Genomic DNA, 16,763 nt, shown 5'->3' with positions numbered 1-16,763 from the left:
CCCTAAACACCAACCTTTGCGGTCTTGTTGTCGCGTTCCAGCTGGACGTGTGCGCGCATGAGTTCGCCCGGGTTGGTCTGGGCCGCGAGGAGGGAGAGTTCGCCGCACAGCACGGTCGCCGCGGCGATGACGGCGAGGCGGCGGGCGTTCTCCCCGGGGGCGCGTTCGGCCCGGCAGCCGAGCCGGGCCAGGTTGGTGTCCACGAAGCCGAGCCCCTTGCCGTTGCCCACCGTGCCGACGATCAGGTTGGGCAGGGTGCAGGCGAAGTAGAGGTCGCCGTCGCGGTCCTCGGCCAGGACGACGCCCTGCGATCCTTCGACGATGTTGGCGGCGTCCTGGCCGGTCGCCAGGTAGAACCCGAGGAGCATGTTCGCGAAGTGGGCGTTGGCCGAGCGGATTCCGCCGGCGAGCAGGGTGCCGAGCAGGTTCTTGCGGATGTTCAGCTCGGTGATCCTGGCGGCCGTGGTGTGCAGGACGCGTTCGACCACGTCACGCGGCACGAGCAGTTCGGTGACCACGTTCTTGCCGCGGCCGAGGATGCCGTTGATCGCGGTCGCTTTCTTGTCCGTGCAGTAGTTCCCGGAGATCGATCCGTAGGAGATGCCCGGGATCGTCTTCAGCAGATGTCCCAGGAGCACGTCGGAGGCGAGGGTGGCCATGTTGTGGCCGGAGGCGTCGCCGGTGGAGAACTCGAAGCGGATGAACAGCAGGTTGGCGTTGATCTCGTGGCGGATGCCGATCAGTTCGGCGAACCTGCTGGAGGTGCGTACCAGTTCGCTCAGTTCGCCGATGCGGGCGTCGATGGTCCGTGCGGCGGTGAGTGCGGTCTGTGCGTCGGCTGCCTCGACGAGCACCGAGCGGGTCATCCGCTCGTCGACGAGGGTGGCGACGATGCCCTGTTCGGCCAGCATGGAGACTTTCGCGCCGCGGCCCACGGAGGGCCACAGCGGCGACTCGTAGGTGGCCAGGGGGACCTGGGTCTCGGTGGTGGCGACGTTCCCCGAGATGCGTACGGGTCCCACCCAGCGCATGGGGACCCCGGCGATCGCGTGCGCCTCAGTCATCGTGTGCTTCCCGTCATCTCGTGGAGGGCGGCCGGGCTGCCGGAGCGCCGGGCCAGCGGCCGGGTGTCGATGCCCCGGTCGGCGCAGAAGGACCGCAGGTCGCCGTGGAGGAGCACGTCGCAGCGCGTCAGGTCGGCCGGGGTGCGCGCGCCGAGCATCGTCTGCAGCGCCGCCAGCTGGTCGAGCCAGGTGGCGAGCTGCGCGATCAGCGCGGACACGCCGCCGTCGAGGAGGGTGCGCAGGAATCCCCCGGACGCGCCGACGCCGGCGGCGCCGAGCGCCAGGGCGCGGGCGACGTCGAGCGGGTTGCGCACGCCGCCGGAGGCGAGGACGGGCAGGAGGCAGCCCTGGGCGTCCAGGAGGCAGGCGGCGGTGGACTGTCCCCAGCCGTGGAGGTAGGCGTAGTCGGCGAGTTGGCGCCGGCCGTTCTCGATGCGGGCGAAGTCCGTGCCGCCGCGGCCGCCGAGGTCGGCGACCCGCACGCCCAGGTTCTTCAGCGTCGCGACGGTCTCCCGGCTCAGCCCGAATCCGACCTCCTTGACGATCACGGGAACCTCGACGGCGGCGGCGATCTTCTCGATCTGTCCGGCCCAGGAGGCGAAGGAGCGGTCTCCTTCGGGCATCACCGTTTCCTGCACGGTGTTGACGTGGATCTGCAGGGCGTCGGCCCGCAGCAGGCCGACGGCGCGCTGTGCGTTGTCGGCGGAGGCCGTGGCGTTGATGTTGGCCATGACGAACCCGTCGGGGTTCTCCTCGCGCAGCACGCTGAAGGTGCCGGCGCAGGAGGGGTCCTTGAAGTAGGCGCTCATGGATCCCGACGCGATGGGCACGCCGGTCTCGCGGGCGGCGATGGCCAGGTCCCGGTTGATGAGGCCGGTGTTCTCGCTGCCGCCGGTCATCGCGTTGATGTAGAGCGGTACCGGCCAGGAGATGCCGGCGAAGGTCGTGGCCAGGGAGACGTCCGGCCGGTCGATGCCGGCCAGGGCGTGGTGGACGAACGACACTTCGTCGAACTGGTTGTGTCCGCTGTGCTCGCGCTGCTGGTCGGCGGCGAGCCGGACGTGGTCGTCCTTGCGTTGTGCGATCATTCCTCGTTCCCTTCCGCGGCGGGACGGACCGGCAGGGGCAGCACCCCGGCCGTGGCCCACCGTTCCCGCACTTGATCGATGTCCCGCGGGGCTTCGGCGTCCAGCAGGGCGATGCCGCAGTCGCCGCCGCCGGCCCCGGAGGGCTTGGCCGCGCCGCCGGCGGCTTCGGCGGCGTCGCACAGCGCTGTCAGGGGGGGCGTGAAGATGCCCAGGCCGACCTCGTCGTCCAGTCGGGCCAGCTCGCGGCGGGCCCGCCGGATCTGTTCCAGCAGGCTTCGGCGGTCTCCTTGTTCGAGTGCGGCGGCGCAGGCGTGCACGCAGTCGGTGGTGGTCTCGACGAACGTGCGGTGGGAGGCGCTGCCGCGCCAGGTCCGCCGGTCCAGGTCGGAGACGAGGGCGGCGGTGGAGGCGGGTGTCCCGGTCCAGCCGACCTGCAACGACAGTCCTGCGGGCGCCGGCAGCCGGCGCGCCGCGAAGTGCGGCCAGGGTGCGCGCAGGGCCTCCTGGACGCCGTGGCGGCGGGCCAGGTCGCGCACGGCGGCCCGGTCGGGTGCCTGGTAGGCGATCCAGCCGCCCCATGTGCTGGCGGCGAGGTCGCCTCCGGAGGCGCGGGGGTCGATCTCGGCGGTGGCGAGCAGGGCCAGCCGGAAGCGGTCCTCGGGCGGGAGCTGTAGGCCGCAGAAGGCGGCGACGGCGGCGACGGCGGCGACGGTCACCGCGCCGCTGGAGCCCAGCCCGTACTTGGTGCCGTTGTCGTGCAGGCCGCTTTCGACGCGGAGGCCGAATCCCGGTACGGGCAGGCCGCGTTCGGTCAGCAGCCGGGCCACCGTCTCGGTCGCCGAGACCACGTGGGCCAGGCCGGCGGGCGCGCCGGGCCCGTCGTGCGTGCCGAGCCGGGCGCCGTGCCATCGCAGGCGTACCGCTCGCGGGCCGAGGTCGGAGGTGAACTCGATGCCGGTGCCGGGCAGGCCGGTGACGGTGACGGTGACGTAGCGGTCGACCGCAACCAGGATCGCCGGGTTGCCGGGGTCGACGACCGCGTACTCGCCCGCGACGAACAGCTTGCCCGGCGCGCGCCGGACGACCGTTCCCCCAGGGGTCATTGTGTGTCCTCGGGCAGCAGGCGGGCGCCCCGGCCCGGCCCGGCGACGAGGACCGGGCCGCCCGGGGCGGCGCCGCGCAGCGTGTGGGCCACCCGGTCGGCGTCCGCGCGGTGGCAGAGCACCTTGACGTTCGGCCCGGCGTCCATGGTCGCGTAGGCGCTGACGCCGTCGCGGCGCAGCTGGAGCACGCTGTCGAGGACGGTGAGCGTGGCCGGTGCCAGGTAGCGCACCGCCGGGCGGGCGGCCAGCATCGTCGCGTGCATGCCGAGCGCGTTGCGTTCCGCGATCTCCCCCACCGCGTCGAGGTCGGCCCGCGCCAGCGCCGCGCGCATCTCGCTCAGGTCGTCCCTGCTGGAGAGCGCCCACGGTTCGTACAGCGGGGAGGTGTCGACGGTGCGCCGCATGGCTTCACGGCTGGAGACGGCCTTGGGGCCCGCGTTGACGACGGCGATGACCAGGGCGGGGTCGAGGCCGGGGGCGGGCACCGGTTCCGCGTAGGAGCCGAGGTCGGCCTGTGCCGGGGTGGCGGTGGGTGGGCCGGCGTGCCACAGCGCGAAGCCTGCGAAGATCGACCGGGATGCCGAGCCGGATCCGCGCCGGGCCAGGCGCGAGTGCGCGGTGGCGTCCAGGTCGAGGCCGTACGCGGCGGCGGCGGCGACGGCCAGGGCGGCGAAGCCGCTCGCGGAGGACGCCAGGCCCGCCCCGGTGGGGACGGTGTTGTGGCTGTCCACGACGGCGCGCAGCGGCCGGCCGGCCCGGGCCCGTACCAGGTCGAGGAAGGAGACGACGCGGCGCAGCGCCTCGCCTTCGGCGGGTACGCCGCCGAGTGTGACGTGGTCGTGGTCCGCGTCGGGGGCGAGGCGGACGCGGGTGGTCGTGGGGTAGATGTCCAGGGTCATCGACAGGCTGTCGACCCGTGGCAGGACCAGCTGCTCGTCGCGTTTGCCCCAGTACTTGACGAGGGCGATGTTGGGATGCGCGACGGCGGTGGCGTCTCCCGGGCCGCTCTGCGGCGGCGGGGCGGTCGTGGTGCGGTGTTCAGCGCGCATGGTCGGCAAGCCCTCTCAGCGGTACGACCCAGGTCTGTACGGCGCCGGCTTCGTGCAGCTGCCGGGTGACCTCTCTTGCCTGTACCGGCTGGGTCAGGGCGATCACGCAGCCGCCCAGGCCGCCTCCGGTGATCTTGGCGCCGAGGCTGCCCGCGGTGAGCGCGGCCTCGACCAGGGCGTCGATCCTCTTGGTGCTGAGGCCGGCCGCGCGCAGCAGGTCGTGGTAGTCGGTCAGCCGTGCGCCCAGCCGTTCCGGCCGGCCGCCGGCGAGGGCGTGTCTGGCCTCGTCGGTCAGCCGCGAGGCGCGGCGCACGAAACGCTCCTGGGCTCCGGCGTGCTGCTGGAATCCCTCGCGCAGCAGCTCGACGGCGTCCTTGGTCCTGCCCACGACGCCGCTGTCGGCGATGATGAACAAGCCGTCGCAGCCGATGCTGAGTTCCTCGCTGCGGCCCGCCTGGAACAGCAGCGGGGCCAGCGCGCCGACGGCCCGCGCGTCGACGCCGCTGGAGCGGCCGTGGGCCACGTTCTCGGCCGTCTGCACCAGGTCGTAGGCGGCGGCCTCGGTCAGGTCGCGGCCGAAGAGGTCGGCGAGGGCGAAGACGACCGCGCGGGCGCAGGCCGCGCTGGAGCCCAGGCCCCGGCCGTGCGGGATCGCGCCGTCGATGATCACGTCGAGGTGCGGGCTGCCGGCCACGTCCATGGCCGCCTTGAACTCGGTGGTCAGCCGGCGCAGGCTGTCGGAGGCCTGGGTCATCATCGGCCGCGACGGGGAGCCGGTCATCGTGAAGGAGACATCGCCCGGATCGTCGCCGGCGTGGGAGGACCAGCCGGCGCTCGCCGTGACCGTCAGCTGCGGTACCGGCAGCGCGAGCGCCGGCGCCCCGTACACGACCGCGTGCTCTCCCAGCAGAATGGCCTTGGCGTGGGCGCGGCCGATGCCGACCGAGCGAGCCCGGTGGTTTTCTGACACCCCCTCCGCTGAGGTCGGTAGGGTCAACGCGCTCAGCTCCCCTGGTCGGTTCTGCATGGAGATCGCGGTATCCAGTTCTGGAAAGGAATGAAGCACGACGTCAGGTCCGGGAGTGCCGGGCGCAGGCCGTCCGCGCCGGGTCCCGCGTCGCTGCGCGCGCCGCGGAGCAGGAGGGCGTGGCCCCTCGTGCGGCGGTGGGGGGCGCGGCGGGAGCGTTCAGCGGTGGCCGGCGCCGCGCGGGAGGCGGCAGCGGCAGCGGCCGTGCGTCGTGCCCGCGGGCGCCGCGGCGTGCCGGTGCCCGAGGTGTGCCGGCACGCCGGGCGCGGTTCAGACGGATCCGCCGGCCGGCACGGATTCGGTGCTGCGGGGTGCGACCGGCGCGGGCCGCTTCCTGCTGCGGCTCCAGCGGCGCATCACCGGCTGTTCCACCAGGCTGAACAGCAGCCATGCGGCCAGCAGGTTCGCCGCGAACAGCACGCTCAGCATGCCGAGGGCCGGCAGGGTGTCGTAGGTACGCGCTCCGAACACCTCGGGCCGGCCGTAGAAGATCACCAGTCCCTGGACGAGGTAGAAGGCGAAGGAGACGCTTCCCAGCCAGACCATGGTCCGGCTGCTGAGCCAGCCGTTCCTGCCCCGCAGGTCCGATGTGGCCGCGGCGCAGATGATCATGCCGACCGGGACGATCGTGGCGAGGCTGAAGTTGTAGGGGCTCGGGACGACGAGCGCGACCCAGTATCCGCCGGCGAAGAGGGCCGCCGAGGGCAGCAGGCCGATCCGCGGCCACAGGTCCGCGGCGACGATGCGCGCCAGGATCATCCCCAGCACGAACTCGAACAGGCGCGGCGGCGGGAACCCGTAGCTGAACCACAGCTGGTTGGTCGTCAGGCCGTATCCCGGCACCGGGACACCGCCGGGGATGAACCGCGTCACCAGCGTCACGCCGGCCACGCCGGCGACCATCGCGGCGGCCCACAGCCACAGCCTGCGCTGCGCGATCCGCCGCACCAGGATGATGAACAGCGGGAACAGGGCGTAGAAGAGCACTTCCGAACACAGTGACCAGGCCGGGAGGTTGACGCTGGACACGGTCTCGGGCCGGTTGCTGAAGTTGTGCACCAGCAGGAGGTTCGGCAGCCAGGCGTGCACCGGGCTGGAGGAGGCGAACAGCCACATCGCCAGCGCCCAGGTGACGATGTGGTTGGGGTAGATCTTCAGTACCCTGCGCCGCCAGAACCCCGTGACCGGGTCCCCCTGGGTCGCCGACCAGGTGAGGACGAAGCCGCTGAGGACGAAGAAGAAGGACACGCCGATGGGGCCGGCGAACTGGAAGAAGTCGGCCAGCGGCTTGGCGATGTCCTGGTCGTTGAAGAAGCTGATCGGGGCGGTCGGCCGCAGGGGGCCTGCGAGCAGCGTGGCGTGGGTGAGGAACACGAGCATGGCGGCCAGGAACCTGAGGCCGGTGAGCGAGGGGAGCGATTCCCTGCGCTGTGGTGGGCCGCTGACGGTCGATGCGGCGGTTCGGTCTGCCATCGGCGTACTGCCTTTCGGTCAAAGAGGCGCCTGCTGAGCGGTCGGCGTGCGGCGCGTTCGCGCAGAAGGCGCGCCGCGCGGTCGGTCGTGTCGGGGTGGCTGCCGGGCAGGCGCCGGTCGGGGACGTGTGCTGCGTGGCCAGGGCACTGTTGCGGGCCCGCCGCGGTGAACTCCGTGTCCGCGCAGGCCTGTTGCACGGGCGCCGGGCGGTGGGGGCGTGGCGGGCGGGGCGGCGCCCGGGGGGACCTGGTGGGCGGTCCCGCGGTGCCGGGGCACCGAAGGCGGGTGGCCCGGACGGGTGACCGGATACGGGTGACCGGATACGGGTGACCGGATACGGGTGACCGGATACGGGTGACCGGATACGGGTGCGGGTGCGGGTGCGGGTGCGGGTGCGGAAGGCCGCGGGGTCGCACGGCAGGGCCAGGGCGTGCCCGGCCCCCGCACGGCCGCTCAGGGCATCAGGGCACGCCCCCGCTCCCGGGGACGGCGGCACAGAGAGCACCACGGCATGCGGGGAGGAAAGGGGAGGAAATCCGGTGCCGTACGGGCATGGACTCGGTCTCGCCTACAGCGACCGGCCGGTACGGTGCTCAGCCCGCCGGCTTGGAGCGGTCTCCAGGCAGGGCTGACGTACGGGAATAGTGACACGGGTGGCGGCCCCGCGCCAAGGGCCCCTGAAAGTGACGCGGGTCACTCCCCCGCGGTGCCGCGGCGGGCGGGCGCAGCGCGGACGCGGCGCACGCCGCCTGGCGTGCGCCGCGTCCGGCTCCGGCTGTGCGTGGGGTGCTATGCGCACCGCTGCGGCGGCCGGGCGGGGGCGGGGCGCCGTGCCCCGGCCCGCGTGCGGCTCACCTGGCGGCGCCGGTGGCGGTGGGCTCGGCCGCCGCCTGGCCGGTGGCCGCTTCGGCGGCTTCGGCGATCGGGTCGCGCATCTCGGCGTCCACCTTCTCCAGCAGCGCCAGGATGAACAGCGCTCCGGCGGCCAGTACGCCGGCGCCGATGCGGAACGCCAGCGCGTATCCGTCGGTCTGCGCGACCTGCGGGAGTGTTCCGTCCTCGATGTGGTCGCCGGCGTAGCGGAAGGCGAAGGGGACCAGGGTGGCCAGGCCGAGCGCCGCTCCGACCTGCTGCATGGCGGTCTGGACGCCGGAGGCCAGACCGGAGTCCTGGCCGGTGACCTCGTGCAGCGCTCCGTTGATCAGGGCCGGGTAGGCGAGGCCGTTGCAGAAGCCGAACAGGAGCAGCCCGGGCATGAACCCGCTGACGAAGGAGGCGTCGGGGGCGAAGCCGGCGGCGGCGACGAACAGGGCCACGGCGCCGCCGAGGAACGCGGTGGCCATCACCGCCTTCACGCCGACGCGGGGCATCAGCACGGTGGACACGCCCGCGCCGACGAGCGCCGTGACGGTCAGCGGGATGTAGGCCAGCCCGGTCTTCATCGGGGAATAGTCGTGCACCTGCTGGACGTACAGGGTGAACAGGAACATGTAGGTGAAGAACGCGGCGAAAATGGCCACGGTCACGACGTTGGTCGTCACCCGGGTGCGGTTGCCGAAGAACCGCAGGGGGATCATCGGGTCCTCGGTACGGGCCTCCCACACGACCATGAAGACCAGCAGGGCGATCCCGCCCAGCAGCGGCAGCAGCACGCGCCCGGAGCCCCACGGATGGTCGGCGGCCTGCAGCAGGCCGTACACCACCGCGGCCAGGCCGGTGGTGGCGGTGACCGCTCCGACCGCGTCGAGCCGGCGGCCGTCGCGGGCCACCGCCTTCTCCGACATCACGCGGCCCACCATGATCAGCGCGGCCACCGCGATGGGGACGTTGATGAAGAAGATCCACCGCCAGCTCACCAGGTCGGTCACGGCTCCGCCGACGACCGAGCCGACCGACCCGGCCACCGCCGACAGGCCGCCCCAGATGCCCAGGGCCCGCATCCGCTCCTTGCGGTCGGAGAACAGCACGGGGATCAGGCCGAGCGCCGCCGGGCCGGCCAGCGCCTCGCCCAGGCCCTGGACGAAGCGGCTGGCGACCAGCATCCAGGACTCGGTGGCGGCGCCGCAGACGGCCGACGACACGCCGAACACCAGCACGCCGACCATGAACATCCGCCGGCGGCCGAACATGTCGGCCAGCCGCCCGCCCAGCAGCAGGAACCCGCCGGCCACCAGCACATAAGCATTGACCACCCAGGCGAGTCCCCCGTGGGAGAAGCCCAGGTCGCTCTGGATGTCGGGGAGGGCGACGTTCACCACGGTGATGTCCATGACGAGCATGAACTGCATGGCCGCCAGTACGGTCAGCGCCAGCCAACGCCGGGGGTCGGCACCGGCGGGGCTGCCGGCCCCGCCTTGTGATTCTTTGCCCACGGTAGTCACTGCCTTGCGTCTCCTCGAATGATCAGCGGCCGAAAGGGGGGCCGCCGGGTGGACGTTGCCGACCGCCGTGCCGGTGCGCGCGCCGGCAGGGGTCTGTACTACGACGACGCTGCGCCCCGGAATGTGAGGCCCCGCGCCGATCCGGTGGCCGGTGCGCCGCCCGGGACGGCCGCAGAAGGCCCCTGGCACGGGCCCTCTTCCCGCTCTGCGCGGGCGGCGCGCACCAGGTCCGGGGCCGGAAGGCCGGGCCGGCGGTCCACCCCGCCGGCCCGGCGCCTGAGACATGCTGCGAAAGGCCGCGCCGGGAGCATCCGCGGTGCACGGCCGAGGTGTTGCGGGTCGGGCGGGTAAGGGGGAAGGGCGTTCACCGGGCTGCGGGCCGGGCCGTCCGGGCGGCTGCCGCGGACAGGCGGGCGGACAGGCGGGCAGGCAGGCAGGCGGGCGGGCGGTGAACGCGGGGGCGAGGAGGGGCGGGCGGGGGCGCCGGGGGCCGTTTCCGGCTCCGCGGCGCCGGGCCCGGCGCCGCCTCCTAGCCGACCAGGTAGCGCTGGATCGTGGGGGCGAAGACGTCGACGATGTCGTCCGCCGTCGCCGACGCGACCGGCTCGAGTTCCACGATGTAGCGCAGGACGACCAGGCCCCACACCTGTGCCTGTGCCGCGTTGATGTTCAGCGCCGGCACCTCGAGGAGTTCCGCGACCTGGTTGATGTCCATCGCCTGGGACACCCCGAGCGCCTTGCCCAGCTGGGTGAAGATCTGGGAGGACTGGGAGGACATGAAGTCGCGCATCTGGGCCGCGCCCGCCTCGCTGGTCAGCGCGGCGAGCAGGCCCTCGAGCAGCCGCGGCCTGATCTGCGGGTCCTCCCACTGCTTCAGGGAGGCCCGCAGGAGTCCCTCGGCCATCCGCTCGCGCTGCCCGGTGAGTGACGCCGCCCCGGCCTGCGCGAGTGCGCCCCCCAGCGCGGTCAGGGCGGCCGACCCCGCGTCGATCTCAGTGGTTTCGGACACAGTTCCCTCCAGTGTCATGTCGACAGGAGCCTCGTACACAAAAGGACTTCCGCAACGCCGCCGATCGTGGGGGCGTGGAACACCATCGTCACGCATGCCCGCTTGCCGTCTGCTTGACCTGCGCTTGACTTGCGCTTGGGGTTCCTGCGGTGGTGGCGCCGGGGCGGTGCGGCGGGCGGGACGGGCTGCGGGAACTCACCGGCGGGCGGTGCTCACACGGGCTGCCCGGTGAGCTGCTGCAGCAGCTTGCGCATCAGGGGCGAGAGCCGGCAGTACGGCCCGAGGTTCAGGTACTGCCCGTCGGCGGTCCATTTGACGGCCGCGATGACGATGGGCGGGCCCGCGTACGTGCGCCGGGAACCGTTCACGAACTTCTCGACCTCCGGCTCGACGGGGACCGGCAGGTGCGAGGGGTCCCAGCCGCGCACCGGTGAAGGGGCGTAGCAGATCCGCTCGATCCGGGAGGAGTCCCAGCCGAGGGTGACGTAGACGCGGAAGGACTTTTGGGCGAACTCCAGCATCTTCCCGCTCGGTTCCGGCAGGCCGAGCTCGCGGTGCAGTTCCAAGATGTTCTGCGCGGTGCGGAATTCCTCGGGAAGGTGGGCGAAGTAGAGGTTGACCGTCTTGCGCTGGTAGTCGATCCCGATCATCGCCACGTCGGTGAGGTGGTGGCGGGCGAAGAGGTCTGTGTTGTCGGCCAGCGCCGGCGGCATGGAGGGGATGTCCGCGAGCTGCGACAGCCCCAGCAGGTCGAAGGGGAAGTGCGCGTAGATCTTGCTGAAGCCGCTGACGACTCCGCAGTCGATGAGGTGCTCGGTGACGGGGACCCGGGCCTGGATGTCCGCGAGCAGGGTGCCGGCGGGGTGGTCGGTGTCCGTGACGAAGCCGTTCGCCACGGCGACGGCGTAGGGGTCGACGGTCCCGGAAGGCACCGTGATGGTGTAGTCGAGATCTGCGGGAGGGTGCTCGACGGTCGACACGCTGAGCACGATCCCGGCCTGCGGGAGAGCCTTCTCGTACGCGCTCAGGACCGGCCAGACCGTCTCTCGTGAGCAGGGCGTTCCCGCCAGCCGAGCCGATTCCTCGATGGCCGCGTACACGTCTTCGGCCACAGTGGCTTTGGACATTCATCCTCCAAGTGCCCATGGGTTGCTGTTTGCAGCAGGGGTCCCGCGGGGGGCGGGGTCTGTGAGGGGGCGGGTGCCCGGTCGCTCATCCCCGCCGGCCGTCCGTTCGACGCCTGCCGGCGCCGGGGCTGCGCCAGGCCGCGAGGCGCGCCCGCGCCGAGGAGCGTGCCGGCCACACTTCCCGGGCGTGCCGGCGTTCCTCCTCGGACAGCGGGATGTCCGCGCGCAGGCGTTCGGGGTGGGCGGGCGGCGGCCCGGCGCGTGTCCCGGCCGCGCGTGCGGGAAGGCGCTGCGCGGGTGCGGGAGTCGCGTACTGGTGGGCGAGGGGGCCGACGTAGAGGGCCCCGAAGACCGTCAGGCAGTGCAGGAGCGTGCGCAGGCAGTGGGCCGGTGTCCACCGGACTCCGTGCCGCCGCGGTGTCATGTCCGCCCTCCTCGTCGGGTGGGGCGAGCCGTGGCGGCGGGACGCGGGGCGGCGCGTCCCGCCGGCGGTCGGCTCAGTAGCGGTAGTGGTCCGGCTTGTAGGGGCCTTCGGCGTCGATGCCGAGGTAGGCGGCCTGCTCGGGACGGAGGGTGGTCAGCTTGACGCCGAGTGCGTCCAGGTGGAGGCGGGCGACCTTCTCGTCGAGGTGCTTGGGCAGCACGTAGACGTCGGTCGGGTACTCCTCGGGCTTGGTGAACAGCTCGATCTGGGCCAGCGTCTGGTCGGCGAAGGAGTTGGACATCACGAACGACGGGTGGCCGGTGGCGTTGCCCAGGTTCAGCAGGCGGCCCTCGGACAGCACGATGAGGACCTTGCCGTCGGGGAACTTCCAGGTGTGGACCTGCGGCTTGACCTCGTCCTTGACGATGCCGTCGATCTTCGCCAGGCCGGCCATGTCGATCTCGTTGTCGAAGTGGCCGATGTTCCCCACGATCGCCTGGTGCTTCATCCTGGCCATGTCGGCGGCCATGATGATGTCCTTGTTGCCGGTCGTGGTGACGAAGATGTCGGCCGTCTCGACGACCTCGTCGAGCGTGGTCACCTGGTAGCCGTCCATCGCCGCCTGGAGCGCGCAGATCGGGTCGATCTCCGTGACGATCACCCGGGCGCCCTGGCCGCGCAGCGACTCCGCACAGCCCTTGCCCACATCGCCGTAACCGAAGACGACCGCGGTCTTGCCGCCGATCAGGACATCGGTGGCACGGTTGATGCCGTCGATCAGGGAATGCCGACAGCCGTACTTGTTGTCGAACTTCGACTTGGTGACCGCGTCGTTGACGTTGATCGCCGGGAACAGCAGGCTCCCGTCACGGTGCATCTCGTACAGCCGGTGCACACCCGTCGTGGTCTCCTCGGTCACGCCGCGGATCTCCGAGGCCAGCTGCGTCCACTTCTGCGAGCCGTCACTGATGGTGCGGTGCAGGAGCTCGAGGACGACCCGGTGCTCGTCGTTGTCCGCCGTGTCGACGGCCGGGACCTTGCCGTCCTTCTCGTACTCGACGCCCTTGTGGACCAGGAGGGTGGCGTCACCGCCGTCGTCCAGGATCATGTTCGGGCCGCCGGTAGGGCTGTTCGGCCAGGTCAGGGCCTGCTCCGTGCACCACCAGTACTCCTCCAGCGTCTCGCCCTTCCAGGCGAAGACCGGGACGCCCTGCGGGTTCTCGGGCGTGCCGTTCGGGCCCACCGCGATCGCGGCGGCCGCGTGGTCCTGGGTGGAGAAGATGTTGCAGGACACCCAGCGGACCTCGGCGCCCAGGGCGACCAGGGTCTCGATCAGGACGGCGGTCTGCACGGTCATGTGCAGCGAGCCCATGATCCGGGCGCCGGCCAGCGGCTGGGTGGCGGCGTACTCCTTGCGGATCGACATCAGGCCGGGCATCTCGTGCTCGGCCAGGGTGATCTCCTTGCGGCCGAACGCGGCCAGGGAGAGGTCGGCGACCTTGAAGTCGGTGGGCTCAGCAGGCATGGAGGATCCTTGCGCTCGGCGAACTCAGGACGTTGCGGTGGATGTCCAGTGCCGCCGTGGACTTGTTGAGGGTGATGTAGTGCAGGCCGGGTGCGCCCTCGGCGAGAAGGCGTTCGGCCATGGCGGTGGCGTACTCGACGCCGATGCGGTGCGCGTCTCGCGGGTCGTCGCGGGCCGCGTGCAGGCGGGCGGCGAGGTCCTCGGGGAAGGCCGCGTCGCAGAGTTCGGCGAAGCGGGCGATCTGCCGGTGGTCGGTGGCCGGCATGATCTCCGGGATGATCGGGATGTCGCAGCCGGCGGCCGCGACCCGGTCGCGCAGCCGCAGGTAGTCCTCCACGTGGAAGAACATCTGCGTGATCGCGTAGTCGGCGCCCGCCCGGCACTTGGCGACGAAGTGCCGGATGTCGGACTCCCAGTCGCGCGAGCGGGGGTGGCGCTCGGGGAACGCGGCCACCCCGATCCTGAAGTCGCCCAGCGAGCGGACCAGTTCGACCAGTTGACTGGCGTAGGCGAAGCCCTGCGGGTGCGCCGTCCAGGCGCCCTTGGGGTCGCCCGGCGGGTCGCCGCGCAGCACCAGGACGTCGCGGATGCCGGCGTCCGCGTAGCGGCCGATGATGTGGCGCAGTTCGGCGACCGGGTGGCCGACGGCGGTCAGGTGGGCGACGGGGCGCAGGGTCGTCTCGGCGGCGATGCGCCGGGTGACGGCCACCGTGCGGTCCCGGGAGGAGCCGCCGGCGCCGTAGGTCACGGACACGAAGTCCGGGCGCAGCGGCTCGATCCGGCGGATCGCCTTCCACAGGGTCTGCTCCCCGGCGGCCGTCTTCGGCGGGAAGAACTCGAAGGAGAACGTCGTCGCGGGCGGCCTTGCGCCGCCGGGGCGGTCCGGCTGCGGGGCGGCCGGCTGCGGCAGGTGCCGTGGCGCGGGGGCCTGTTCCCGGACGCCCGTGCCCCTCGCGCCTCTCGCGCCTGCGGCGGGGCGGGGCCGGCCGGGGGTCATGACACGCCTGCCAGGCGGGGTTCGGCGGCGCGGGCGGCGTCGTCTCCGTAGGTGCGGCCGATGCGGTCGATCAGGTCGGCGGCGAGGAGTTTGTACTCCTGGGTGCCGACCGATTCCAGCACGGTGGTGGCCAGGGCGCAGCCGAGCCGGGCGGCCTGCTCGGGCGGCCACTGCCAGGCCAGTCCGGCCAGGAATCCGGCCCGGAAGGCGTCGCCGGCGCCGGTGGGGTCGGCGATCTTCTCGGCGGGCACGGCCGGTATGTGCAGGCGGGGGGTGCCGGAGCGGGCCAGGGTCACCCCGTCGGCGCCCAGGGTGGTGATCCAGGTGCCGGCCCGCTCGAGGAGGTCCTCCTCGCTCCAGCCGGTGCGTTCCCTCAGCAGGGCGGCCTCGTAGGCGTTGGTGAACAGCCAGGTCGCTCCCTCGACCAGCCGGCGGGCCTGTTCGCGGTCGAGGCGGGCCAGTTGCTGGGAGGGGTCGGCGGCGACGGGGATGCCCAGGCGGTGGGCGGTGGCGGTGTGCCGCAGCATGGCCGCGGGGTCGTCGGCGCCGACGAGGACGAGTGCCAGGCCGGTGCGGCGGGCGGTGTCGGCCAGGTCGATGTCCGCGGCCTCGGCCATGGCGCCGGCGTAGAAGGTGGCGATCTGGTTCTGGTCGGCGTCGGTGGTGCACACGAAACGCGCGGTGTGCAGGGTGTCGCTGACCCGCACCGCGGAGGTGTCGACTCCGGCGGCCCGCAGCCAGGCGCCGTACTCGGCGAAGTCCGTGCCCGCCGCGCCGACCAGGAGCGGGTCGCAGCCCAGCAGGCCGAGGCCGAAGGCGATGTTGGCGGCGACGCCGCCGCGGTGCACCTCCAGCCGGTCGGCGAGGAAGGACAGGGAGACCCGCTCCAGTTGATCCTTGATCAGCTGTTCGGTGAAGCGTCCGGGAAACACCATCAGGTGGTCGGTCGCGATCGATCCGGTCACGGCGATACGCACGGCACGTGCTCCTTGGGCTCCTGGCGGGGCGGTCCGGCCGGTGTCCGGGGCGGCGAGTGGGCCGGCGGGCAGAGAAAGCGGGAGCGGAGAAAAACGGGAACGGAGAAACGGGAAGGGGAAAGCGGGAGTGGAGGAAGCGGGAGTGGAGGAAGCGGGGAGCGGTGGGACGGGGGGTGCCACCGCTCCCCGCCGGTCTGGGCGCCGCGGTGTTCCGCGGGGCTGTCCGGTCAGCCGGCGGCGACCGCCGCGCGCAGGGCGTCGGCTCGGTCGGTGCGCTCCCAGGTGAAATCCGCCAGCTCGCGGCCGAAGTGGCCGTAGGCGGCGGTCTGGGCGTAGATCGGGCGCAGCAGGTCGAGGTCGCGGATGATCGCGGCGGGGCGCAGGTCGAAGACGGCCGTGATGGCGTCCTCGATCTTCCGGGCGGCGACCGTGCTGGTGTTGAAGGTCTCCACGAACAGGCCGACCGGTTCGGCCTTGCCGATCGCGTACGCCACCTGTACCTCGCAGCGCGTGGCGAGGCCGGCGGCGACGACGTTCTTGGCGACCCAGCGCATCGCGTAGGCGGCGCTGCGGTCGACCTTGGAGGGGTCCTTGCCGGAGAAGGCGCCGCCGCCGTGGCGGGCCATGCCGCCGTAGGTGTCGATGATGATCTTGCGGCCGGTGAGGCCGGCGTCGCCCATCGGGCCGCCGATCTCGAAGCGGCCGGTGGGGTTGACCAGGAGGCGGTAGTCGTCGGTCTCGAGTTTGATGCCGTCGTCGGCGAGGCGGGCCAGGACGGGTTCGACGACGTGGGTGCGGATGTCGGGGGTGAGCAGGGCGTCGAGGTCGATGTCGCTCGCGTGCTGGGAGGAGACCACGACGGTGTCCAGGCGGACCGGGCGGGCGCCCTCGTACTCGACGGTGACCTGGGTCTTGCCGTCCGGGCGCAGGTAGGGGACGGTGCCGTCCTTGCGGACCTCGGTCAGGCGGCGGGCCAGGCGGTGGGCCAGCTCGATCGGCAGCGGCATCAGGGTGGGGGTCTCGTCGCTGGCGTAGCCGAACATCAGGCCCTGGTCGCCGGCGCCCTGGCGGTCCAGGTCGTCCTCGTCGTGCTCGGTGCGGCCGGTGTCGACGCGGACCTCGTAGGCGGTGTCGACGCCCTGGGCGATGTCGGCCGACTGGGCGCCGATGGAGACCGAGACGCCGCAGGAGGCGCCGTCGAATCCCTTGGCCGAGGAGTCGTAGCCGATGTCGAGGATCTTCTGGCGGACCAGGGTGGCGATGTCGGCGTAGGCGGAGGTCGTCACCTCGCCGGCGATGTGCACCTGGCCGGTGGTGATCAGGGTTTCGACCGCGACGCGGGAGGCGGGGTCCTGGCGCAGCAGTGCGTCCAGGACGGTGTCGCTGATCTGGTCGGCGATCTTGTCGGGGTGTCCCTCGGTCACGGATTCCGAGGTGAACAGGCGGCGGGACATGACAGCTCCAAGAGACTGGGGTGGTGGACACACGCCGGTGACGGGCACGCGCAGCCGTCGGGGTG

Annotated in this window: 14 protein-coding genes; all 14 read right to left on the bottom strand. The window is 72.4% G+C overall.

The annotated features are described in order from the left end of the window. Positions 1 to 2: 2 nt before the first annotated feature. Positions 3 to 1,064, bottom strand: coding sequence for a hydroxymethylglutaryl-CoA reductase (locus G9272_RS44190; RefSeq protein WP_171394647.1), 1,062 nt, complete (start codon positions 1,062 to 1,064; stop codon positions 3 to 5). After that, on the bottom strand, positions 1,061 to 2,152 hold the full coding sequence (fni, locus tag G9272_RS44185) for a type 2 isopentenyl-diphosphate Delta-isomerase (protein WP_171394648.1): 1,092 nt from the start codon (positions 2,150 to 2,152) through the stop codon (positions 1,061 to 1,063). Before fni ends, G9272_RS44190 begins: the two co-directional genes overlap by 4 nt. Further along, entirely contained in the window at positions 2,149 to 3,255 is a 1,107-nt protein-coding gene (locus G9272_RS44180) for a phosphomevalonate kinase (RefSeq protein ID WP_171394649.1), read from the bottom strand. Before G9272_RS44180 ends, fni begins: the two co-directional genes overlap by 4 nt. Then, positions 3,252 to 4,304: a diphosphomevalonate decarboxylase gene (gene mvaD, locus G9272_RS44175; protein WP_171394650.1), complete on the bottom strand. Its 1,053-nt coding sequence runs from the start codon at positions 4,302 to 4,304 to the stop codon at positions 3,252 to 3,254. The genes G9272_RS44180 and mvaD overlap by 4 nt, the downstream gene beginning before the upstream one ends. Beyond that, entirely contained in the window at positions 4,294 to 5,274 is a 981-nt protein-coding gene (gene mvk, locus G9272_RS44170) for a mevalonate kinase (protein WP_253267631.1), read from the bottom strand. The genes mvaD and mvk overlap by 11 nt, the downstream gene beginning before the upstream one ends. A 327-nt stretch (positions 5,275 to 5,601) precedes the next feature. Further along, positions 5,602 to 6,804, bottom strand: coding sequence for an acyltransferase family protein (locus tag G9272_RS44165; protein ID WP_171394652.1), 1,203 nt, complete (start codon positions 6,802 to 6,804; stop codon positions 5,602 to 5,604). An 851-nt stretch (positions 6,805 to 7,655) separates the two neighbouring features. Next, entirely contained in the window at positions 7,656 to 9,185 is a 1,530-nt protein-coding gene (locus G9272_RS44160) for a DHA2 family efflux MFS transporter permease subunit (protein WP_171394653.1), read from the bottom strand. Positions 9,186 to 9,714: 529 nt separating this feature from the next. Beyond that, the gene (locus tag G9272_RS44155; protein WP_171394654.1) at positions 9,715 to 10,194 is read right to left on the bottom strand and encodes a hypothetical protein; all 480 of its coding nucleotides are present in this window, start codon (positions 10,192 to 10,194) and stop codon (positions 9,715 to 9,717) included. 212 nt (positions 10,195 to 10,406) lie between these two features. Continuing rightward, positions 10,407 to 11,321: an aromatic prenyltransferase gene (locus G9272_RS44150; protein ID WP_171394655.1), complete on the bottom strand. Its 915-nt coding sequence runs from the start codon at positions 11,319 to 11,321 to the stop codon at positions 10,407 to 10,409. An 85-nt stretch (positions 11,322 to 11,406) separates the two neighbouring features. Continuing rightward, positions 11,407 to 11,745, bottom strand: coding sequence for a DUF6059 family protein (locus G9272_RS44145; RefSeq protein WP_171394656.1), 339 nt, complete (start codon positions 11,743 to 11,745; stop codon positions 11,407 to 11,409). 73 nt (positions 11,746 to 11,818) lie between these two features. Next, positions 11,819 to 13,270, bottom strand: coding sequence for an adenosylhomocysteinase (ahcY, locus tag G9272_RS44140; RefSeq protein ID WP_171394657.1), 1,452 nt, complete (start codon positions 13,268 to 13,270; stop codon positions 11,819 to 11,821). Beyond that, the gene (metF, locus tag G9272_RS44135; protein ID WP_171394658.1) at positions 13,260 to 14,267 is read right to left on the bottom strand and encodes a methylenetetrahydrofolate reductase [NAD(P)H]; all 1,008 of its coding nucleotides are present in this window, start codon (positions 14,265 to 14,267) and stop codon (positions 13,260 to 13,262) included. The genes ahcY and metF overlap by 11 nt, the downstream gene beginning before the upstream one ends. Further along, a complete protein-coding gene (locus tag G9272_RS44130; protein WP_171394659.1) occupies positions 14,264 to 15,244 on the bottom strand; it encodes a carbohydrate kinase family protein in 981 nt (326 codons plus the stop codon). Before G9272_RS44130 ends, metF begins: the two co-directional genes overlap by 4 nt. Positions 15,245 to 15,471: 227 nt before the next feature. Next, complete coding sequence (gene metK, locus G9272_RS44125) at positions 15,472 to 16,698, bottom strand: methionine adenosyltransferase (RefSeq protein WP_171394660.1); 1,227 nt, start codon at positions 16,696 to 16,698, stop codon at positions 15,472 to 15,474. Positions 16,699 to 16,763 lie beyond the last annotated feature (65 nt).

It is taken from the genome of Streptomyces asoensis, assembly GCF_013085465.1.
Lineage (GTDB): Bacteria > Actinomycetota > Actinomycetes > Streptomycetales > Streptomycetaceae > Streptomyces > Streptomyces cacaoi_A.
Note: the sequence above shows the minus strand (reverse complement) of the source record. Positions and strands in the feature narration are given on the sequence as shown.